Source organism: Aquimarina sp. U1-2 (genome assembly GCF_017897595.1).
GTDB lineage: Bacteria > Bacteroidota > Bacteroidia > Flavobacteriales > Flavobacteriaceae > Aquimarina.
On record NZ_JAGKIK010000014.1, the window covers coordinates 84,403 to 106,168 of the forward strand.

The 21,766-nt window shown below is 36.1% G+C and carries 19 protein-coding genes; 17 read left to right on the forward strand and 2 right to left on the reverse strand.

Annotated features, from left to right (window positions below):
• Nucleotides 1-13: 13 nt before the first annotated feature.
• The 8 genes from proC (at nucleotide 14) to J8281_RS15780 (ending at nucleotide 8,761) form a co-directional block, all read left to right on the forward strand.
• Nucleotides 14-808, forward strand: a complete 795-nt coding sequence (gene proC / locus J8281_RS15745; RefSeq protein WP_210198611.1) for a pyrroline-5-carboxylate reductase — start codon at nucleotides 14-16, stop codon at nucleotides 806-808.
• A 202-nt stretch (nucleotides 809-1,010) separates the two neighbouring features.
• On the forward strand, nucleotides 1,011-2,156 hold the full coding sequence (locus J8281_RS15750; protein WP_210198612.1) for an aspartate aminotransferase family protein: 1,146 nt from the start codon (nucleotides 1,011-1,013) through the stop codon (nucleotides 2,154-2,156).
• Nucleotides 2,157-2,187: 31 nt separating this feature from the next.
• Entirely contained in the window at nucleotides 2,188-3,132 is a 945-nt protein-coding gene (locus tag J8281_RS15755) for an N-acetylornithine carbamoyltransferase (RefSeq protein ID WP_210198613.1), read from the forward strand.
• 218 nt (nucleotides 3,133-3,350) lie between these two features.
• Complete coding sequence (argB, locus tag J8281_RS15760; RefSeq protein WP_210198614.1) at nucleotides 3,351-4,133, forward strand: acetylglutamate kinase; 783 nt, start codon at nucleotides 3,351-3,353, stop codon at nucleotides 4,131-4,133.
• A gap of 2 nt (nucleotides 4,134-4,135) precedes the next feature.
• Entirely contained in the window at nucleotides 4,136-5,200 is a 1,065-nt protein-coding gene (locus tag J8281_RS15765) for a M20 family metallo-hydrolase (RefSeq protein ID WP_210198615.1), read from the forward strand.
• Between the two features lie 159 nt (nucleotides 5,201-5,359).
• Nucleotides 5,360-6,637 carry an argininosuccinate lyase gene (gene argH / locus J8281_RS15770; RefSeq protein ID WP_210198616.1) on the forward strand — a complete coding sequence of 426 codons (1,278 nt, stop codon included), beginning with the start codon at nucleotides 5,360-5,362 and terminating at the stop codon, nucleotides 6,635-6,637.
• A 286-nt stretch (nucleotides 6,638-6,923) separates the two neighbouring features.
• Nucleotides 6,924-7,805, forward strand: a complete 882-nt coding sequence (locus J8281_RS15775) for a carbohydrate kinase (protein ID WP_246849137.1) — start codon at nucleotides 6,924-6,926, stop codon at nucleotides 7,803-7,805.
• A gap of 32 nt (nucleotides 7,806-7,837) precedes the next feature.
• The gene (locus J8281_RS15780; protein WP_210198617.1) at nucleotides 7,838-8,761 is read left to right on the forward strand and encodes a hydroxypyruvate isomerase family protein; all 924 of its coding nucleotides are present in this window, start codon (nucleotides 7,838-7,840) and stop codon (nucleotides 8,759-8,761) included.
• A 46-nt stretch (nucleotides 8,762-8,807) separates the two neighbouring features.
• Here the strand turns inward: J8281_RS15780 and J8281_RS15785 are convergent, their stop codons facing one another.
• Complete coding sequence (locus J8281_RS15785; protein ID WP_210198618.1) at nucleotides 8,808-9,167, reverse strand: hypothetical protein; 360 nt, start codon at nucleotides 9,165-9,167, stop codon at nucleotides 8,808-8,810.
• Nucleotides 9,168-9,370: 203 nt separating this feature from the next.
• Here J8281_RS15785 and J8281_RS15790 point away from each other — a divergent pair, with 203 nt between their 5' ends.
• From J8281_RS15790 to J8281_RS15830, 9 genes are all read left to right on the forward strand, one after another.
• A complete protein-coding gene (locus tag J8281_RS15790; RefSeq protein ID WP_210198619.1) occupies nucleotides 9,371-9,790 on the forward strand; it encodes a helix-turn-helix domain-containing protein in 420 nt (139 codons plus the stop codon).
• 111 nt (nucleotides 9,791-9,901) lie between these two features.
• Nucleotides 9,902-11,149 (forward strand): hypothetical protein, encoded by a 1,248-nt coding sequence (locus J8281_RS15795; RefSeq protein ID WP_210198620.1) that lies wholly within the window; start codon nucleotides 9,902-9,904, stop codon nucleotides 11,147-11,149.
• Between the two features lie 11 nt (nucleotides 11,150-11,160).
• Nucleotides 11,161-11,418 carry a DUF4212 domain-containing protein gene (locus tag J8281_RS15800; protein ID WP_210198621.1) on the forward strand — a complete coding sequence of 86 codons (258 nt, stop codon included), beginning with the start codon at nucleotides 11,161-11,163 and terminating at the stop codon, nucleotides 11,416-11,418.
• A gap of 30 nt (nucleotides 11,419-11,448) precedes the next feature.
• Nucleotides 11,449-13,221 carry a sodium:solute symporter family protein gene (locus J8281_RS15805; protein WP_210198622.1) on the forward strand — a complete coding sequence of 591 codons (1,773 nt, stop codon included), beginning with the start codon at nucleotides 11,449-11,451 and terminating at the stop codon, nucleotides 13,219-13,221.
• 81 nt (nucleotides 13,222-13,302) lie between these two features.
• Nucleotides 13,303-13,497 carry a hypothetical protein gene (locus J8281_RS15810; RefSeq protein WP_210198623.1) on the forward strand — a complete coding sequence of 65 codons (195 nt, stop codon included), beginning with the start codon at nucleotides 13,303-13,305 and terminating at the stop codon, nucleotides 13,495-13,497.
• Nucleotides 13,490-16,177 carry an ATP-binding protein gene (locus J8281_RS15815; protein ID WP_210198624.1) on the forward strand — a complete coding sequence of 896 codons (2,688 nt, stop codon included), beginning with the start codon at nucleotides 13,490-13,492 and terminating at the stop codon, nucleotides 16,175-16,177. Before J8281_RS15810 ends, J8281_RS15815 begins: the two co-directional genes overlap by 8 nt.
• 24 nt (nucleotides 16,178-16,201) lie before the next feature.
• The gene (locus tag J8281_RS15820) at nucleotides 16,202-16,564 is read left to right on the forward strand and encodes a response regulator transcription factor (RefSeq protein ID WP_210198625.1); all 363 of its coding nucleotides are present in this window, start codon (nucleotides 16,202-16,204) and stop codon (nucleotides 16,562-16,564) included.
• 164 nt (nucleotides 16,565-16,728) lie between these two features.
• Nucleotides 16,729-18,636 carry an acetate--CoA ligase gene (gene acs, locus J8281_RS15825; RefSeq protein WP_210198626.1) on the forward strand — a complete coding sequence of 636 codons (1,908 nt, stop codon included), beginning with the start codon at nucleotides 16,729-16,731 and terminating at the stop codon, nucleotides 18,634-18,636.
• Nucleotides 18,637-18,999: 363 nt separating this feature from the next.
• Entirely contained in the window at nucleotides 19,000-19,470 is a 471-nt protein-coding gene (locus J8281_RS15830; protein ID WP_210198627.1) for a hypothetical protein, read from the forward strand.
• A 328-nt stretch (nucleotides 19,471-19,798) separates the two neighbouring features.
• On the opposite strand, the gene J8281_RS15835 is transcribed toward J8281_RS15830, so the two are convergent.
• Nucleotides 19,799-21,340 (reverse strand): acyl-CoA carboxylase subunit beta, encoded by a 1,542-nt coding sequence (locus tag J8281_RS15835; RefSeq protein WP_210198628.1) that lies wholly within the window; start codon nucleotides 21,338-21,340, stop codon nucleotides 19,799-19,801.
• Between the last annotated feature and the right edge of the window lie 426 nt (nucleotides 21,341-21,766).

The window sequence follows — 21,766 nt, forward strand, 5'->3', positions numbered from 1 at the left end:
AAAACGAAGAAATATGGCTAAAATAACAATTATAGGAGTCGGCAACTTAGGAAAATCAATACTATCAGGTTTGGCAGGTAGTGATTTGTTAGACCCCAAGGATATAACGGCAGTCGATACATCGAAATATAATCTCAAGGAAGTTAATGAACAGTTTGGGGTATCAGTATCGCAAGATCTCATTAGTTCGGTTAAAGGTGTGCAATGGGTTATTCTTTGTGTGCAACCCCGACAGTTAGATGTTGTCTTACAAGAAATTAAGGATGTACTAACGTCAACACAACTACTAATCTCTACAGTAACAGGAACATCTATTGATGAAATTAATAGCGTAGTGCCTCAAAACAAAGTAATTCGAGTGATGCCTAACACTGGGGCTTCAAAAAAGTTATCTATGACATGTATATCAGCAAATAAGAACGCAAAAAAGGAACTTGAGTTTGTCGAAAAAATGTTTAATACCATAGGAGAAACCCTGGTCATCGAAGAACGATTGATGCAAGCAGCTACGGTGCTTGGTGCTAGCGGAATTGCATTTTTCTTAAGGTTTCTAAGAGCTATGATCCAGGGAGGTATACAAATGGGGTTTCATCCTCACGAGGCACAGATTATTGCTGTACAAACCGCTATAGGAGCAGCGACACTAGTTGCAGAAAACGGTACACATCCAGAGCGGGAGATCGACAAAGTAACTACCCCGCAAGGATGTACAATTGCTGGTTTGAATGAGATGGAACATCAAGGCTTAAGTTCTTCGGTGATCAAGGGAGTGATGGCCTCTTATGAAAAGATTAATACTATTAAATAGTTGATTATTTATGGGGAATAGCTAGTATTTTTCTATCGATCATAAACCATCAACCAACAACTATACTATGAAATGAGCATAAACTTTTTTCAGCATACCCTACCGATATGATTAAAATAAGTTTATGCGAAAACAAAGTGGTTACATCTGTTTATAATTTTGTAATTACTTATTTTTCATTGAATTATAAAATTTTAAACAGATGAAATTATTTGAAGTATATCCACTATACGATGTCGAACCGGTAAAAGCTTATGGCAGTACCGTTGTCGATAAAAACGGAATCGAATACCTAGATCTTTACGGGGGTCATGCGGTGATTTCTATCGGTCATTCACATCCGCATTATAATAAAAAAATAAAGGAGCAGATAGATGCAATTGGTTTTTATTCGAATGCTGTTCGAAATAGTCTGCAAAAGCAGTTAGCTAATAAATTAGGAGCACTTTCAGGATATACAAATTACCAGCTGTTTTTATGTAATTCTGGTGCCGAAGCGAATGAAAATGCATTAAAGCTGGCTTCTTTCCATACTGGAAAAGCGAGAGTTATAGCTTTTGCCAATGCATTTCATGGGAGAACTTCGGCAGCCGTCGCAGCTACAGATAACGCTAACATTAATGCTCCGCTTAACCAACAGCAGCAGGTGACATTTTTACCGCTCAACCAGATTGAAGCTTTACAATCAGAACTTGAAAAAGAAGACGTATGCGCTGTAATTATAGAGCCTATTCAAGGAGTAGGGGGGTTGGATGAAGGTACGACAGCGTTTTTTCAGCAGGTTGAACGACTGTGTCGAAAGCACAATGTGGTTCTGATTCTAGATGAAATACAATCGGGTTACGCAAGAACGGGAAAGTTTTTTGCACATCAATTTCATGATATTACTCCCGATATAATCTCAATTGCCAAAGGTATGGGGAATGGCTTTCCCATAGGCGGTATTATGATCGCACCACATATAAAACCAAGTTATGGGCTGTTGGGTACTACTTTTGGAGGTAATCACTTGGCTTGTGCGGCAGCCATATCGGTTCTCGAGGTTATCCAAACTGAAAATATACTCGATAATGTACATAACATTGGTGATTATTTTTTATCCCAAATCAAGGATCTTCCAGGGGTACAAAAAGTAAAAGGAAGAGGTTTGATGCTGGGACTCGAATTTGATTTTGAAATTGCGAATTTAAGAAAAAGGCTCATTTACGAGCATCAGATTTTTACCGGAGGTGCTATGAATAAAAAACTGATTCGGATACTTCCACCACTTACCATTGGTAAAAAGGAAGTAGATCAATTTATACACGCTTTACATAAAGTTTTAAAAACTGAAAAGGTCAGCATCTAATTAGTGTTTGATGACTATTAATACGAATACTATGAAAAACTATTTTTCGATAAAAGATATAGACGCTCTAGAAACCTGGATTGATGAAGCTATTGCCCTAAAAAAAGAACCCTTAGCAAATAAAATGCTGGGAGTTGATAAAACCATTGGTCTCTTATTTTTTAATCCAAGCTTGCGAACACGTTTAAGCACTCAAAAGGCGGCTATTAATCTGGGAATGAATGTTATTGTGATGAATTTTACAGGAGAAGGCTGGTCTCTAGAGTATAATGATGGGGTAATCATGGATCAAGGAAACTCAGAGCATGTGAAAGAAGCAGCACAAGTGATTTCTCAATATTGTGATGTGCTCGCGATACGGGCTTTCGCCCAGCTCAAAAACAAGGAAGACGATTATAGCGAACAGGTATTACAAAGTTTTATAAAATATGCTACTATACCCGTTATCAATATGGAAAGTGCTGCTGGTCATCCGCTACAGGCATTAACTGATGCAATTACGATTACAGAGCATACTTCAGTAAAAAAACCTAAAGTAGTGTTGTCGTGGGCGCCACACCCAAAAGCTTTACCACAGGCAGTTGCAAATTCTTTCGTAGAAATTATGCAAATTATGGATGTAGATTTAGTCATTACCCACCCAGAAGGATTTGAATTGGCTGATGAAATAACAAAAGAAACGCCAATCGATCACAATCAGGAAAGGGCATTTGAGAATGCAGATTTTATCTATGTGAAAAATTGGAGTTCCTATTCAGAATATGGTAAAGTAGGAAACGACGAAAGCTGGAAAATTACATCAGCAAAGATGAAAAAAACCAATAATGCAAAATTGATGCACTGTTTGCCTGTTCGAAGAAATGTCGTTCTAGATGATGCGGTATTAGATAGTAAAAACGCTATAGTCATAGAGCAGGCCAATAATAGAACATATGCTGCTCAATTGGTGTTACAAAAAATATTAGAAAGTAGATAAGTGAGCAATAGTCCATTAAAGCTCTTTTTATGTACTAAGAGTGCTGGGGGTGAGTAGTAATTTATGTAGAAATGAAACCCTCATAGAGGGATTAGATATGGCAAGGTAATCGCCTCCACAAAAGGACATGAATAAAAGATGAGATCGCAAATCTAAGGAAATACTAATATTTTTATATAATGTGTTGATAATCAAATTTTTAAATTAGTTTTATTTGTATGAAAAGACAACAATTATTGGTAGCCAAAATAGGAGGAAATACTATTGAAAATCCTGATGCTTTATATTCTTTTCTATCGGATTTTGCTAAGATAAAAAGACCAAAAATTTTGGTGCACGGCGGGGGGAGAACTGCAACAACGCTTGCCAGTCGTTTGGGTATTACAACAGAAATGATTGACGGTCGTAGAATCACCTCTTCTGAAAATCTTGAGATCATTGTACAAACCTACGCAGGTTTAATCAATAAGCGAATCGTTGCATGCCTTCAAAAAAATGACTGTAATGCGCTAGGGCTCACAGGAGCAGATGCCAATGTAATGTTGGCCAAGAAAAGACCTGTACAATTTGTGGATTACGGATTTGTAGGTGACGTTTCTAGCGTAAATTCGAATATAATCAAGGGATTGATAGACCTCGATATTGTGCCTGTTTTTTGTGCTGTAACGCACGACGGTGATGGACAATTATTAAACACAAACGCAGATACCATTGCTTCAGAAATTGCTGCTGCTATGAGTTCGTATTACAAAGTGTCTTTATATTACTGTTTTGAATTTCAAGGTGTATTACATACTATTAAAGATCAAGACTCTGTAATAGAACATATCAATAGGGAAACCTACCACATGTTACTCGAAAATAACGTCATTGCAGATGGGATGTTACCCAAGCTTCAAAATTGTTTCGATGCATTGCATAAAAAAGTACACGAGGTACATATAGCTAATGCAAATTATCTTAAAGATCCAACTACAAAACATACAACACTGACTTTATAAAAATGATCGAAGAACTTACAAACAAAGCCATTCAGCTTTTGCATCAACTTATAGAAACGCCATCTTTTTCTACAGAAGAAGATCAAACAGCACTGCTTATAGAACATTGGTTTACGCAGTTTGATATTCCATTTAAAAGGGAGAATAATAATGTCTGGGCCTACAATAAATATTTTGATGCATCAAAGCCTACTATTTTATTAAATTCTCATCATGATACGGTTAAACCTAATGGTAATTATACGAATGATCCATTTAAGGCTTTTGTAGATACTGGAAAATTATATGGCCTAGGCAGTAACGATGCCGGTGGTTGTTTGGTTTCTTTGTTAGCAACATTTGCTTATTTTTTTCCGAAGGAAAACTTAACATACAATTTTGTAATAGTTGCCTCTGCCGAGGAAGAAAATAGTGGTCCACTAGGCTTGAAAAGTGTATTGAACTATTTTGAAAATATAGAATTCGCGATTGTTGGTGAACCTACATTAATGCAACTCGCAGTAGCAGAAAAAGGACTTTTGGTATTAGACGTGTCAGTTCAGGGTACATCAAGTCATGCTGCGCACCCTAATGACAACAATGCAATATACAAGGCATTGGATACCATAAAATGGTTTGAAACGTATCAATTCGAAAAAATATCAAAAACCCTGGGTGCAGTAAAAATGACAGTAACACAGGTTAACGCCGGAAATCAGCACAACGTTGTGCCTTCTCATTGTGATCTGGTGGTTGATATACGGATAAATGATGATTATACAAATGCTGATATATTAGACACTGTTCAAAAAAACATGCCTGAAGACGTAATTATAGCACCAAGATCTTTGCATTTAGGTTCTTCTTCAATTTCTATAAAACATCCTGTAGTACAATCGGGTATTGCTTTAGGAAGAACTACCTACGGCTCACCAACGTTATCAGATCAATCGGTATTGAGTTGCCCTTCTTTGAAATTAGGTCCCGGAGACTCGACGCGATCACATTCTGCAGACGAATTTATTTATGTCGATGAGATTAAAGAAGGTGTCTCATTATATATCAAAATTTTAGAAGGAATTGTGTAATGCAACACATAAAAATAATACAATGAAGAAAATGTAAAGTATAAAGCACACCTATGGTTTTATGATCACAGATTGGTCAAACTTAATAATTTTAGGTTACTACTAACTACTTAATACTGTCCACTTAATACTAACTACAAACAACTCAATACAAAAAATATGAAACTATGGGATAAAGGTTTACCAACAGATCAAAAAATAGATCAATTTACCGTAGGTAACGATAGGCAATTAGATGTGGTGTTGGCAAAATATGATGTACAAGCAACGCTCGCGCATGCATTGATGTTACATAAAATAAGCCTTTTATCTAATGATGATATGTCTAGTATCAAAAAGGAGCTAGACAACATAGCGAACGAAATTGAAAAAGGCACTTTTGTAATAGAAGAACAATTTGAAGACGTTCACTCTAAAATTGAATTCGAATTAACACAAAGAATAGGAGATGCAGGAAAAAGAATTCATACCGCGCGCTCTCGTAATGATCAAGTGTTAGTGGCTTTACATTTATTTTTAAAAGATGAATTAAAACAAATTAAATTGGTAACCAAATCATTGTCAAATGATTTGTTGGTCCAGGCTAAAAAACATAAAGATGTTTTGTTACCGGGATATACACATTTACAAATCGCTATGCCATCTTCATTTGGTCTTTGGTTTTCGGCCTATGCAGAAAGTTTTGTCGACGATCTTTATATGCTGAATGCGGCTTTAAAAGTTGTTGACCAAAATCCGCTAGGTAGTGCTGCGGGATATGGTAGTTCTTTCCCGATAGATCGAGAGTTTACCACCAAAGAGTTAGGTTTCGAAACCTTAAAATATAATGTCGTTGCAGCACAAATGAGTAGGGGTAAGTCTGAAAAATTGACCGCATTTGCAATGAGCAGTATCGCGGGGACGCTATCAAAACTTGCAATGGATGTTTGCCTGTATATGAGTCAGAATTTTGATTTTATGACTATTCCGTCAGAGTTTACCACAGGCTCTAGTATTATGCCACATAAAAAAAATCCAGATGTTTTCGAATTAATCAGGGGCAAGTGTAATAAAATTCAGGCATTACCTTATGAGCTAACGGTACTTACCAATAATTTGCCAAGTGGTTATCATCGAGATATGCAATTGCTTAAAGAAGGTATTATACCTGCTATTCAGGATTTGAAAGCATCTTTAGAAATGGCACAATATGCGTTGAAAAATGTAACGGTAAACCAAAATATTTTGGAAGATGAAAAGTATGATTATGTATTTAGTGTAGATACATTAAATACATTGGTTATGAACGGAATGTCTTTTAGAGATGCCTACATCAAAATAGGGAAAGATATTGAAAACTCTAATTATAAGCCCGAAAAAAATACTAAACATAGCCACATAGGCAGCATTAATAATCTTTGTCTTGAACAAATAGAAGAAAAACTGAAGCAAGTTTAATGAGACTGTGCTTTCAAGAGCGAAAGCGAAAGCGAATTGAACGTAAATAGCCGAATTAAATCCTGAACTCGTTTCGGGATCAGTGAAAAAGAAACTGAAGTAAGATTGAGTATAAGTTGAGTTAGTTTAATTTTTTAGCTTCAGTCCAGATCCCTAAGGAGTTGTTATCCTTAGGGGTTGTTTTTTGTCTAAATCTGTATCGTTTATTGAGTTACAGATAAGCTCGTTAATTGATAGTTCTGTTTATCCAAAAACACCTATCTTTAATCGTATAAGTAAAAATATAATGAAAATAACTTGTTTCGGAGAAGTACTTTGGGATGTTTTTCCAGATCAGAGAAAGGTGGGGGGAGCCCCACTCAACGTGGCATTACGACTTAAAAGTATGGGAGTTAGTTCTTCAATATTGACTAAAATTGGGGATGATGAATATGGGAAGGCAATCAAAACATACATCAAAAACAGCGCATTGCCAGTACATACCATCCAGATCGATAACAAATATAAAACCGGAGAAGTACACGTAAGTTTAGATGATGTGCATACTGCAACCTATACTATTGATACACCTTCGGCATGGGATTTTATACAGTGTTCTGAAGAACTTGTAGCCGAGGTAAAGCAATCTGACGCTATTATTTTTGGCAGTCTTGCGAGCCGAAACGCTGTCTCTAGAAATACATTATTCAAACTTTTAAAAGAGGCTAAATTCAGAATTCTGGATATAAATTTGCGACCACCTCACTATACTTCGCAATTACTTTCTGATATAATGCAAAAAGCAGATTTTATTAAATTAAATGATGAAGAATTAGAAGAGGTAGGTTCGCTTCTAAAGATTAAGGAAGATCTGGTAGAGGATCAAATTAGAGCGATTGCTGATGTTACAGGGACTTTTCAAATCTGTGTTACCAAAGGAAAGAACGGAGCGATGTTATTTTTTGACGGTAAGTTTTATTATAATGCCGGATATCCCATAAAGGTTATAGACACCGTTGGGGCAGGTGATTCTTTTTTGGCAACTTTAATTTCAACATTATTACAAAATGAAACACCGCAAAAATCTTTAGATTACGCATGTGCTGTGGGTGCGATGGTTGCTGGCAGTGAAGGTGCTAATCCGGTTTTTACTTTTGATGAAGTTAAAAAGTTTATGTTAGATAGCTAAATTAATCTACAAACTAACGAATTCAGTAGCCTATGAAATCGAAAAAGATAAATCGCCGACAGGCCCTTAAAAACGTTTCTTTAGGAATAGGTGCACTAAGCATACCCGCATCCGTTTGGTCTTGTAATACGCATGGAAAGGACAAAGATATTATGGCTGAAGCCGTAATTCCTGTTAAAGGCGCTATTCATCATGCTGCTTGTAGATGGTGTTATGAAAACATTCCGCTGCCAGAGTTTGCTAAAAGAGGAAAAGAGATAGGTCTTAAAGCCATAGACTTGTTAAAACCCAACGAATGGGAAATTGCAAAAAAGTATGGTTTAGAGTGTTCTCTAGCTACAGATACTTTTGCCAGCATTACTCAAGGATTCAACAATATACAAAATCATCAACAACTACAACAACACTATGTAGAACTTATTAGCAAAGCTTCTGCATACGGGATTAAGCAAGTTATTGTATTTTCAGGAAACCGTAACGGAATCTCTGATACACAAGGATGGGAAGCATGTGCCAAAGGATTAGATCCCCTGGTAAAACATGCAGAGCAAAAGAATGTAACATTGGTAATGGAATTACTAAATAGCAAAGTGGATCACATAGATTACCAATGTGATCATACAAAGTGGGGCGTTTCATTAGTCGATAAGATCGGATCACCTCATTTTAAATTGCTATATGATATTTACCATATGCAAATTATGGAAGGAAATATTATTGCAACTATTCAAAAGTACCACGAATATTTTGCGCACTATCATACAGGAGGCGTTCCGGGTAGAAACGAAATAAATGATAGTCAGGAACTTTATTATCCAGCAATTATTAAAGCAATTTTAGATACGGGATTCAACGGATATGTTGCGCAAGAATTTATACCTACATACGATGATGCATTACTTGCTTTGCAAGAAGGGATTACTATTTGCAATGTGCAGCGAGCGTTAAACATATAGAATGTCGTACCTCCCAAAGATTTAAAATTTTAATGTAACTGTAGAACTAGGGAATAAGCTTTGTAAGATCTTCAATTACGTTGATATCATGTCTTATGTTGGCATAGAGTATAAAAAGAATAAAAATAGCGATAATAAATCCTAGAAATGTGCCATTACTTCGTTTACTTGAAAATCTTTTTGAAGTTTTAAGATACGTTTGGGAAAGTTTTTTCGTGTATTTCGTAACCAAGGCAAATGCCGGCGCAAAAATTAGAACTACGATGATCATATCCAGAAGCACTAACACATATCCTTGTTGGTTAATGTGTGCTTTTACATACTTAATTATGTATTGATTGATTAAAGCAGCACATAGTGCAGCAACTGCAAATACTGCATATTGAGTACGTTTTCTATTATTCATAGAGTGAATGCCTTTTTGGGATCAAAAGCTACTAAAATTAATAGCGTATTTCAATGCTAGTTAGATTCAAATCCTTTTAACTACCTACTTTTTTGGGTAAAACTATCATTTTTTAAGAAAATATGTAACATATTGTTATAAAAACATAGTATTTGGTATATACTTTATTGCTAAATTAATATATTTATGCTAAATAAATATATATGAGTATCAAAAATTGTCCAAATTGCGGCTCTTCTTCATTTATTAAGAGTGGTATTATAAATAATAGGCAGCGATTTAAGTGCAAATCCTGCAACTATTTCTTTTCAGTAAATAAGATCGGTAAAAAAATTGATGATTATTATGTTAACAAAGCTCTACAGCTTTATCTGGAAGGATTAACCTATCGTGAGATAGAACGAATTTTAGGAATTTCTCATGTAAGTATTATGAATTGGGTCAAAAAATACAATATTAAAAGACCATACCATACTAATTATCATCCAACCTATAAAATATTTAATGCCTCAGAAATATCTAACTATTTTCAAAACCTTAACAATTTATCAGGTGCCGGAGTGGTTGTTACAGAGTTAGGAGATAAGTTCATGCTTATTAAATGGGAACGTTTCAGAGATTAACTATACTTAATTAACAAATAAGTATATTAATTTTTTGTTAACTCATACTTTTTAAGAGCTTAGTAGTGCACACACTATCAAATTAGTACTAATCTAATCTTATTAAACTCTATGAGAAAACAGATCATCGCATTTTTAGGCATGGCTTTTCTGACCATATCTTTTATGTATTCGCAAGGAGCGCCAGACTACGATGGCGGCATTAAAATGAAGCTCAATGAAGACGGATCCAAGTATTTTCGAATAATTTCCTGGGGACAATTTTGGGCACAATACCGGGATGAGGTACCCGACGATATTAGCAATACCAATATGAGTATTCGCAGAGCGCGTATTCTTACGTATGCCCAAATCAATAAAGACTTTTTAATCTTAACTCATTTTGGTTTAAATAGTCTTAATGCAACTAATCAAAGTCCGGTAGGGACAGGAGATAATTCGCAATTGTTCTTTCACGATTTTTGGATGCAATACAGTCTTGGTAAAAAACACGCTATAGGGGGTGGATTGCATTACTGGAATGGTATTTCAAGGCTCAATAACCAAAGTACACTTAACATCATGACCTTGGATAACAATCGCCAGTCTTGGGCTACGATTGGTTTATCTGATCAATTTGCCAGACACATCGGTGTATATTTAAAAGGATCATTTGGGAAATTGCAATATCGCATATCGGTCAATGAAGCAGGAGAAAATACACTCGACTCTGCGGTCGACCTAACTAATCCCGATACTTTTGTTGTAGGCGAAACTTACTATGCAGGAAGAAACGTATTGGGCTCTAAAGATGCCGGTAAAAACTTTGCAGGATACTTTGATTATCATTTTCTAGATCAAGAATCAAATTTTTTACCGTATAAAGTTGGATCCTATTTAGGAGGTAAAAAAATCTTCAATGTGGGCGCAGGGTTTTTTTATCATCCTAATGGTAGCATTATTGTAGATGACACTGCAACACCCCAGGGAGAAGATGTATCCATTTTTGCTGCAGATGTTTTTTATGATGCACCACTTGGAGAAAACGGATCTGCAATTACAGCTTATGCCGTTTATCAAAACAATAATTACGGTGAAAATTTTACTCTTGGAGAGACTTATGAAACCGGATCTATGCTGTATGGTCACGTGGGCTATGTAATTCCTAACGATAATAAGAAAATTAAATTTCAGCCTTACGCCTCTTTCAACAACAGAACCATAGATGCAATCGACGATAATGCAACCACTTTCGGGTTAGGGACCAATGCGTACTTCAGTGGGCATCATTCAAAATTGACGCTAGAATATCAAAATATAAAATATGGAGATGCCGATGCACAAAGCACGGTAACTTTACAAGCTATGATTTATTTATAAAATTTAAACTCATGACAGATAAACAAAAAGCAGTCGCATACTGGAAAGAAAACTTAAAATACCTGGTAATTCTTTTACTCATATGGTTTTTAGTTTCTTACGGAGCCGGAATAGTATTCAAAGATGAATTAAACACCATAAGATTAGGAGGATTTAAGCTAGGATTCTGGTTTGCGCAACAAGGCTCTATTTATGTTTTTGTCATACTCATTTTTGTGTATGTACGATTGATGAATAAACTAGATAAAAAATACGGTTACGACGAGTAATCTTTATACAAACCAAAAAAAATTAATAGTATGAGTGTTCAATTATGGACTTGGATTTTAGTAGGGATTACGTTTGCCCTTTATTTTGGAATAGCCATTTGGGCAAGGGCAGGTTCTACCAAAGAATTTTATGTGGCTGGTGGCGGAGTATCACCATTAGCTAATGGTATGGCAACAGCTGCCGACTGGATGAGTGCAGCGTCTTTTATATCGATGGCCGGTTTAATATCTTTTATGGGATATGATGGCTCTGTATTTTTAATGGGATGGACAGGTGGTTATGTGTTATTAGCACTTTTACTGGCACCTTATCTTAGAAAATTTGGAAAGTTTACCGTTCCCGATTTTATAGGGGATCGCTACTATTCAAATACAGCAAGAACAGTTGCGGTAATTTGTGCACTTATTGTATCATTTACATATGTTGCAGGTCAAATGCGAGGTGTCGGAATTGTTTTTTCTCAATTTCTACAGGTCGATATTACCTTGGGAGTTATCATCGGTATGGCAGTGGTTTTAGTCTTTGCTTTTCTAGGCGGAATGAAAGGAATAACCTATACGCAAGTAGCTCAATATTGTGTGCTAATTTTTGCGTTTATGGTGCCTGCTTTTTTTATCTCTATGCAAATGACAGGTAATATTATTCCTCAAATAGGTATGGGGGGTACTGTAGAAGATGGTACATACTTGTTAGAAAAGTTAGATACATTGCATACGCAATTAGGATTTAACGAGTATACGAACGGTTCAAAAACAACCTGGGACGTATTCGCAATAACCTTGGCATTAATGGTTGGTACTGCAGGATTACCTCATGTAATTGTGCGATTTTTTACTGTGCCTAAAGTTAAAGATGCCCGCAAATCTGCTGGTTTAGCATTATTATTTATTGCCATATTATACACTACTGCACCGGCAATAGCAGTTTTTGCTAGAACAAATTTGATCGAAACCGTAAGTGAAACAAGGTATGAAGCCGTACCCGAATGGTTTAAAAACTGGGAAAATACGGGGCTAATAGCATGGTCTGATAAAAATGGAGATGGTAAAATTCAATATGTGAACGGTAGCGCCACAGATGGAAAACCCAAATATACAGGCGAACGTGGTCAATACAATGAGCGTTTGGTGTCAAATGCCAATACTTCTACTAATGAATTATATGTAGACCGTGATATCATGGTATTAGCAAATCCTGAGATCGCCAACTTACCTAATTGGGTAATTGCTTTGGTAGCTGCAGGCGGATTAGCTGCAGCTTTATCAACAGCGGCAGGACTGCTATTAGTTATTTCTACTTCTATCTCTCATGATCTAATTAAAAAACAAATTAAACCCGACATTTCAGAAAACGGAGAACTTTGGACAGCACGTATTAGTATTTTGTTTGCTATCATAGTAGCAGGATTATTTGGTATTTATCCGCCTGGCTTTGTAGCTGCGGTAGTTGCCTTAGCTTTTGGACTTGCTGCCGCATCCTTTTTTCCGGCTATTATACTAGGGATATTCGACAAAAGAATGAATAGGCAAGGCGCGATATGGGGAATGGTAGTTGGAATTACACTAATGCTGTTTTACATGATTCGATTTAAAACAGGATTAATAGGGGTGATGGAACCAAGGCCTAAAGAAGAATGGTGGTTTGGCACTTCTCCAGAAGGATTCGGTACTATTGCGATGATCGTAAATGTAATCGTTTCTGTAGTGATTTCTCGAGTAACGGCTGCACCTCCGGAAGAAGTTCAGGATATAGTAGAAAATATAAGAATACCGAGTGGAGCGGGAGAAGCATCTTCACATTAGTTTTTAATTTAGAAGAAACCGGTGTTGTATCCTAATATAGCACCGTTTTTTTCCTAACTTTATAAGATTAATTGTTCTTCAATGAAAAAAAGACATCAACAAAAGCTTATTGTTCTTTCTCTTGTGTTGTTTTTAGTGTGGAATGTTCCATTGATACTCATTTTTGACCATTCTGGCGAAATTTTTGGCTTTCCGACGCTCTATTTTTTTATTTTTCTTATCTGGATAGTCGCTATACTCATTTCATTATTCATACTACGAAGACATTATGAATAATTATCTTTTAATATCTATAATTATCATCTATTTGGCTTTTTTGTTTCTCATTGCATATTGGGCAGAGAAAAACTCAAAAAGTAAATGGGTTAATAATCCATATATATACGCGTTGTCATTGGCTGTGTATTGTTCTGCCTGGACATATTATGGTAGCGTGGGAATAGCCTCTCAATCAGGCATCAGTTTCTTGACTATATATCTGGGACCGGTTATTTCTTTACCACTTTGGATACTTGTAATGCGTAAGATTATTAGAGTTTCAAAACAACATAAAATATCCAGCATCGCCGATTTTATATCCCTACGTTATGGTAATAATCGTTTTTTGGGAGCTTTGGTAACCGTGATTTGTGTATTTGCGATCGTACCTTATATATCTTTGCAGTTGAAGGCTATTTCAGAGACTTTTGAAATTATAACCGATGAGACCAGTTATGTATCTACTACGATACTAGATGACTCCACATTTTATATCGCAGTGCTTCTTGCTATTTTTGTTGCTTTTTACGGTACACAAGCTGCTGATGCCTCTCAACGAAGAAAAGGAATTATGACTACCGTAGCCGTAGAATCGGTATTCAAACTTATATTTTTCCTTATAGCAGGTATTTATGTTACTTTTTTTCTATTCGATGGTACATCAGATATGTATCAAAAGGCTTCGCAGTTGGATAATTTTAATCAAATAACAGCTTTTAATGGGGTTACATCGGGTTTTAACTGGATGTTTACTATTGCACTTTCGTTTTTTGCTATTTTCTTACTACCACGACAGTTTCATGTAGCCGTTGTAGAAAACGATAGAGAACGTTATTTGAAGAAAGCAATTTGGATGTTTCCGCTTTATTTATTTCTATTTAATGTTTTTGTAATTTTCATTGCCTGGGCGGGTAATCTTTCTTTTGAAGGTAATGTTAATCAAGACTACTACATTTTGCTGCTACCACTTCAAAATAATAATATAGTTTTAGCCCTGCTGGTTTTTCTAGGTGGATTTTCTGCTGTAATTTCTATGGTAGTTGTCTCAACGTTAGCCTTATCGACGATGGTGAGTAACAACCTTGTCATACCCTATGGTTTTTTGGACATGTTTGTTAAAGGGGACCCAGAAAAAAATGCAAATTATATCAAGACTATACGAAGGATTTCCATATTTTCTTTAATCATTATTGCGTATTTCTTCTATGTTAATTTTTCTTATGAGTTATCACTATATTCTATAGGTTTGATATCATTTGTCATTATTGCTCAACTTGCACCTTCTTTTTTTATAGGTCTTTTTTGGAATCGTGGTTCTGCCAGGGCAGTCAAGACAGGAATGAGTATAGGAGTCTTAATAGTGGTGTATACTTTAATTTTACCTTTTGTTTTAAATGTCCTTCAAGGCAATAATTCTTTTGTAGAACAGGGGCTGTTTGGTGTAGAATTACTAAAACCGTATGCGCTCTTAGGAATTGATTTTCTAAGTCCAGAAGCACATTCCTTTTTTTGGAGCATGTTTCTAAATACAAGCAGTTTTCTTATAATCTCTTTACTATCCAAAGGGAATTATAGAGAACGTAATTATGCAGAAATGTTTATTAATAGTAGCAATTATGCCAATCTACAAGATGGTGCTTTTGTTTGGAAGGGAGAAGCCTATGTTACAGATATACGTGCAATGCTTAAGCGATTTTTAGGAGAATATAAAACTGAGCGTGCTTTGAATCTTTTTAATATGAAATATGATATTTCAAAAGAGGAAGAAATGGCAGATGCCCGGCTGATTAATTTTTCAGAAAAACTACTAACCGGAAGTATCGGTAGTGCATCGGCAAGAATCTTAATCGATAGTGTGGTTAAAGAGGAACCGGTAAGTTTGATTGAAGTGCTGAATATTTTGGAAGAATCAAAAAAGACGATTGCCATTAATAAAGCTCTAAAAGAACAATCAAATGAACTTACTGAAACCACAAAACAATTAAAAGCTGCGAATATCGAATTGCTCGAGCAGGATCGTATCAAAGACGAATTTTTGGATACCGTAGCACACGAGTTGAAAACACCTATCACATCGATCAAAGCGGCATCTGAAGTACTGACTGACGATCACGAGATGCCCGACGAGCTAAAAACCAAATTTTTAAATACTATTGTAAGTGATGCCGACCGTTTGGCACGATTAATACATAATATTCTGGATCTTGAAAAACTTTCTAGTGGTAGAGATGAACTCGAAATTCAAACTAATCAAATAGATAAAACTATAGATAAGGCGATTCATGGAGTTTCACAGATTGCGAATAAAAAAAATGTAGCCATACATTATCAAAATGGAACACGTATCTATGCTAATTATGATGAAGATCGAATGCTTCAAGTATTAACGAATTTGTTATCTAATGCCCTTAAATTCTCAGAACCTGAAAATGGAGAGATTATGATCCAAGCTCGCCAAAAACAAAAAACTATTGAAGTAACCGTACAAGACAATGGAAAAGGAATTCCTGCGGAAGATATAAACTATATTTTTGATAAGTTTTATCAAGCGAAACATCAAAATATAAAAAAGCCTAAGGGGAGTGGTTTGGGATTAGCCATTAGTAAGAAAATTATTGAGAGTCATCGAGGAAAAATTTGGATCGATAAAAAATATAATAGGGGAGCACGCTTCTTATTTACTATTCCCAGATCATAGCCTCGAACCAAGAAAAACCTATTTATGAAAAAGATATTGATTGTAGATGATGAACCTAACATAGTAATGTCACTCGAATATACCTTTAAAAAAAAGAACTTCGAAGTGTATATTGCCCGCGATGGAGGTGAAGCATTGCAAATAGCTAATACAATAGTTCCTGATATCGTACTATTAGATATTATGATGCCCAATGTCGATGGTTATGAAACCTTAAAACAAATACGTAACAATCAAAATTTGAATAAAACTAAAATAGTCTTTCTTTCTGCAAAAAATAAAACAGCAGATATTGAGAAAGGATTACAAATGGGAGCAGATAAATATTTAACAAAGCCATTTTCAATAAAAAAACTGGTGACAGAAATAAATGAGTTGTGGAATTGACTTAGACTGTATAACATATTGTCGGTTACATTCAATAGTCGTAAGGGTGAGCTTTTATTGTCATTATTTGAGTATTTGAAAAGTTGAACGTACTTAATCCTTAGTAGCTTCAGTCTCTTTAAGAAAAAAATAGAAGAATTAAAAACATAATACATACAACCATTATGAGTAATTATCACATAAAACATCTAGAAGAATACTATCAAGTATACAGAAAATCAGTACGGGATCCTGAAACTTTTTGGGCCGAAATAGCAGAAGAACACTTCATGTGGCGTAAAAAATGGGACAACGTATTAAGCTGGGACTTTACAAAACCCGAGATCAAATGGTTTGAAGGTGCGCAACTTAACATAACCGAAAATTGTATTGATCGCCATTTACGTAATAGAGGTCATAAAACCGCTATTCTTTTTGAGCCTAATGATCCTACTGAAGATGCGCAACATATTACCTATAAACAATTGCACGAGCGCGTTTGTAAATTTGCGAATGTTTTAAAGGATCAGGGAGTCAAGAAAGGAGATAGGGTTTGTATCTACCTTCCGATGATTCCTGAATTAGCAGTATCGGTATTGGCCTGTGCAAGAATTGGAGCCATTCATTCTGTAGTTTTTGCGGGTTTTTCTGCCACAGCACTTTCTACAAGAATAAACGATTGCGACGCAAAAATGGTCATCACCGCAGACGGATCGTATCGCGGAGCTAAAACCATCGACTTAAAAAGTATCGTTGATGAGGCGTTAGAAGAGTGTCCAGGCATAAAATCGGTACTGGTTGCCAAACGAATAGGCTCTGATATTACTATGAAAAAAGGTAGAGACTATTGGTTACAGCCTTTACTTGATGACGCATACAAAGACTGTGTGCCCGAAGTGATGAACGCAGAAGATCCATTATTCATATTATACACCTCTGGATCTACGGGAATGCCCAAAGGTATGTTGCACACTACGGCAGGGTATATGGTTTATGCTGCTTATACATTTAAAAATGTATTTCAGTATCATGAAGATGATATTTATTGGTGTACTGCCGATATCGGTTGGATTACCGGGCATTCGTATATCGTTTATGGTCCTTTGGCAAATGGAGCAACGACCGTCATGTTTGAAGGTGTACCTTCATATCCAGATTTTGGTCGTTTCTGGGATATAGTTCAAAAGCATAAGGTTACGCAATTCTATACAGCACCTACTGCTATTCGAGCATTGGCCAAAGAAAACCTGGATTATGTGACCAATCATGATTTATCCAGTCTTAAGGTATTAGGTACGGTAGGCGAACCTATCAACGAAGAAGCATGGCATTGGTATAACGATCATATTGGTCAAAAAAATTCACCAATTGTCGATACCTGGTGGCAAACAGAAACCGGTGGTATCATGATTTCGCCAATACCATATTCGACACCAACCAAACCAACCTATGCCACGTTACCCATGCCGGGAATACAACCTGCATTAATGGATGAAAACGGACAAGAAATTAAGGGGAATCAGGTCGACGGACGTTTATGTATTAAATTTCCCTGGCCCTCTATGGCCAGAACCATATGGGGGAATCATCAGCGTTACAAGGATACTTATTTTTCAGCATTTGAAAATAAGTACTTTACAGGGGATGGAGCCTTACGCGATGAGGTAGGGTATTATAGAATAACTGGTAGAGTAGATGATGTAATCATAGTATCGGGTCACAACCTGGGTACGGCACCTATCGAAGATGCCATTAATGAACATCCGGCTGTAGCAGAATCGGCTATAGTTGGTTTTCCACATGACATTAAGGGAAATGCGCTGTATGGATATATTATTCTTAAAGAAACTGGAGAAACTCGTGATCGTAACAACTTAAGTAAAGAAGTGAATCAACAAATTACCGAACGTATAGGACCCATCGCTAAACTAGATAAAATTCAGTTTGTACCCGGACTACCAAAAACCCGAAGTGGTAAGATCATGAGAAGAATTTTACGTAAAATTGCTTCAAAAGATACAAGCAATCTGGGAGATACCAGTACGTTACTAAATCCAGAAGTTGTACAAAAAATTATGGATGAGGCGTTGTAGGTATATTTAAAATGAAATCTAAAATCTAAAGAGGCTTTCTAAAGATTCATGGTTACAACATTAACGAAAACGATAGTCAGATTTAAGCTTGTTAACATGTCATAAATATACTATGGTTAATTTAAATTTACTTTGTTAGAATATAGTAGATTAGAGTATAGTAGATTAGAGTATAGTAGCTTAAAGTTTGAGTCCATTTAGTATCACATAGGGTGATCACCTAATTGGTTATATTGCCAAAGCCTTATTTTGAAGTACCAATTTATAAGTTGGTACTTTTTTTTGGATATAGTAAGCTAATTTCAGATCTACAAAGGTGTACCAATAAGTTGTTCTACCTTCTAATAATCTAAATTTATAAATATGAAAAAAAATCATGTATTAGCTGCTTTTGCAGTGCTGAGCGCAATGTTTATCTCTTGTGAGAAACCAGAGGAGAATTTTAATGATGTTCATTTAGAATCATTTGAGGCTACGCTGCCCTTATCAAAAAGTTATTACGGAGAGATAAGGACTATACGGTTTAATAAGCAAATACCAAGAGGTTGGATTACCGTAAGGATAAATACTATATCTGGAAATAGAACGATTAAAAATTTAAATGGCGGTAACTATGGGGTATATGAGTTTATGAATCGAAATTCTCCTTTGCCCGAAGGTTGGGTAATTACTGATGTAAATTCCGTAAGTGGTAGCAGAAGAATTAGAAACTTAAATGGAGCTTGGCCCAATGCCCGTGCAGAAGCTCATAGAATATCTCCTATTCCAAGAGGTTGGAGAGTCTACAGAATAGGATTTAATGGTTATAAGAACATCATATACGAGAGAAATTAAACCCAAATTATGTACTTGTACTTCGTCATAAAGCGGGTTAAACGGACAACAAAGTAAGGCTTTGGGCGAAATGTAGCATTAAAAATGTTTTTTAATTTTAGCATAGTACGGATTCGGTTATATTAAAAAATATAGCGAAGCGATTGTGTTCGAAACAGTTGAAAGGTGTAATAAATTTTCAACCATACGCCTGAAAATTATCTTAACTTGGCTGTGAACATGCGCATCTAAAACTAATACTTAAAGGTGTTAAACCGATTCTAAGAAAAAAGGGTTCCCAAATAAAATGGTGGTTACCCTTTTTTATTTAATGCATTCGTACCGTGAACTACAAAGGAATATTCCCATGCTTCCGTTTGGGTTGGTCTACTACTTTATCTTCGAGCATACTAAACGCTTTTAACAGTTTACGCCTGGTGTTTTTTGGCAAAATGACTTCATCGATAAAACCACGTTGTGCAGCGCGATAGGGATTTGCAAATTTATCGGCATATTCGGCTTCTTTTTCGGCTAATTTAGCAGTAGGATCATCGGCAGCCTGTATTTCTTTTTTAAAAATGATCTCACTTGCGCCTTTGGCTCCCATAACAGCGATTTCGGCTGTAGGCCAGGCATAATTAAGATCTGCACCAATATGTTTTGAGTTCATCACATCGTAGGCACCCCCATAGGCTTTGCGAGTGATCACTGTTACTTTGGGTACAGTAGCTTCGCTAAGCGCATATAATAATTTGGCACCGTGAACGATAATACCATTCCACTCCTGATCGGTTCCAGGTAAGAAACCGGGAACATCTACCAACACCAACAAGGGAATATTAAAACAATCACAAAAACGAGTAAATCGGGCGGCTTTTTTAGAACTATTTACATCTAAAACCCCGGCCAGAAACATAGGTTGATTGGCAACGATACCAATACTGCGACCGCCGATGCGTGCAAAACCTACAATGATATTTTCTGCATACGCTTTATGGATTTCATAAAACGAATCCTCATCGATAATACCACGTATGACCTCATGCATATCATAAGGTTTATTAGGATGATCCGGTATGACTTCAGCAAGTTCTTCCCGAATCTCTTCTGCAGGTGCAAAAGGCAATTTATTGGGATATTCTGCATTGCTTTGGGGTAAATAGCTAAGTAGTTTTTTGATATCTTCTAGGCAAGCAATATCATTACTAGAAGTCACATGTGCTACACCCGATTTGGTAGCGTGTGTGCTAGCGCCACCCAACTCTTCAGAAGTAACTTCTTCATTCGTAACTGTTTTTACAACATTGGGGCCTGTAACGAACATATAACTGGTTTCTTCTACCATCATTGTGAAATCGGTCATCGCCGGAGAGTACACAGCTCCGCCGGCACAAGGTCCCATAATAGCAGAGATTTGAGGGATAACACCCGAAGCCTGTACATTTCTGTGAAAAATATCGGCATAACCGCCCAAAGAACGAACACCTTCTTGAATTCTTGCACCACCAGAATCATTAAGACCGATAATGGGGGCTCCCATGGTAACAGCCATATCCATTATTTTGCAAATTTTTTCGGCATGAGTTTCAGATAATGCGCCTCCAAACACAGTAAAATCCTGTGCATACACATACACCAGCCTACCTTGAATCGTTCCATAACCCGTTACCACTCCGTCTCCGTAATACATTTCTTTATCCATGTTGAAATCAGTAGTTCGATGCGTCACCAGAATACCAATTTCTTCAAATGAACCTTCATCCAACAAATACGTAACACGCTCGCGTGCTGTTAATTTTTTCTTTTCATGTTGTTTTGCAATTCGATGCTGCCCGCCACCTAATTTAGCTTGATCTATTTTTTCTTGTAATGTCTTTATTTGCGAGTTCATGTGGTTTTATATTTTTAGATAGTTACAATATAGTATGTTTTTTAATTCAGAATTCAGAATTCTGCATTCAAAAACACCTCCCAAGCCCTCCTCAAGGAGGGAATTCTTTATGATTTTTTACTTAATACCTAATACTTTGTACTTTGATATTTTAAATTTCGACTTTTACATTTTTCAATTCTGAATTCAAAAACACCTCCCTTGACCTCATGGAGGGAATTCTTTATGATTTTTTACTTAATACTTAATACTTTGTACTTTGATATTTTACATTTTGACTTTTACATTTCTCACGTTCATCATGTACTTCCCTGATTAGCGTTGACCGTTTTTAGGTTAATACTTCGTTGTTAAAAATAGTCATTGTTTTCCTTTGATGGCTAGCCATCAAAGGAAAGTTTTTTTCGAATTCCACAGGTGTCATTT

Coding starts and splice junctions, on each gene's coding strand:
- proC (WP_210198611.1), top strand. CDS start 14: ATGGCTAAAATAACAATTATAGGAGTCGGCAACTTAGGAAAATCAATA.
- J8281_RS15750 (WP_210198612.1), top strand. CDS start 1,011: ATGAAATTATTTGAAGTATATCCACTATACGATGTCGAACCGGTAAAA.
- J8281_RS15755 (WP_210198613.1), top strand. CDS start 2,188: ATGAAAAACTATTTTTCGATAAAAGATATAGACGCTCTAGAAACCTGG.
- argB (WP_210198614.1), top strand. CDS start 3,351: ATGAAAAGACAACAATTATTGGTAGCCAAAATAGGAGGAAATACTATT.
- J8281_RS15765 (WP_210198615.1), top strand. CDS start 4,136: ATGATCGAAGAACTTACAAACAAAGCCATTCAGCTTTTGCATCAACTT.
- argH (WP_210198616.1), top strand. CDS start 5,360: ATGAAACTATGGGATAAAGGTTTACCAACAGATCAAAAAATAGATCAA.
- J8281_RS15775 (WP_246849137.1), top strand. CDS start 6,924: ATGAAAATAACTTGTTTCGGAGAAGTACTTTGGGATGTTTTTCCAGAT.
- J8281_RS15780 (WP_210198617.1), top strand. CDS start 7,838: ATGAAATCGAAAAAGATAAATCGCCGACAGGCCCTTAAAAACGTTTCT.
- J8281_RS15785 (WP_210198618.1), bottom strand. CDS start 9,167: ATGAATAATAGAAAACGTACTCAATATGCAGTATTTGCAGTTGCTGCA.
- J8281_RS15790 (WP_210198619.1), top strand. CDS start 9,371: ATGAGTATCAAAAATTGTCCAAATTGCGGCTCTTCTTCATTTATTAAG.
- J8281_RS15795 (WP_210198620.1), top strand. CDS start 9,902: ATGAGAAAACAGATCATCGCATTTTTAGGCATGGCTTTTCTGACCATA.
- J8281_RS15800 (WP_210198621.1), top strand. CDS start 11,161: ATGACAGATAAACAAAAAGCAGTCGCATACTGGAAAGAAAACTTAAAA.
- J8281_RS15805 (WP_210198622.1), top strand. CDS start 11,449: ATGAGTGTTCAATTATGGACTTGGATTTTAGTAGGGATTACGTTTGCC.
- J8281_RS15810 (WP_210198623.1), top strand. CDS start 13,303: ATGAAAAAAAGACATCAACAAAAGCTTATTGTTCTTTCTCTTGTGTTG.
- J8281_RS15815 (WP_210198624.1), top strand. CDS start 13,490: ATGAATAATTATCTTTTAATATCTATAATTATCATCTATTTGGCTTTT.
- J8281_RS15820 (WP_210198625.1), top strand. CDS start 16,202: ATGAAAAAGATATTGATTGTAGATGATGAACCTAACATAGTAATGTCA.
- acs (WP_210198626.1), top strand. CDS start 16,729: ATGAGTAATTATCACATAAAACATCTAGAAGAATACTATCAAGTATAC.
- J8281_RS15830 (WP_210198627.1), top strand. CDS start 19,000: ATGAAAAAAAATCATGTATTAGCTGCTTTTGCAGTGCTGAGCGCAATG.
- J8281_RS15835 (WP_210198628.1), bottom strand. CDS start 21,340: ATGAACTCGCAAATAAAGACATTACAAGAAAAAATAGATCAAGCTAAA.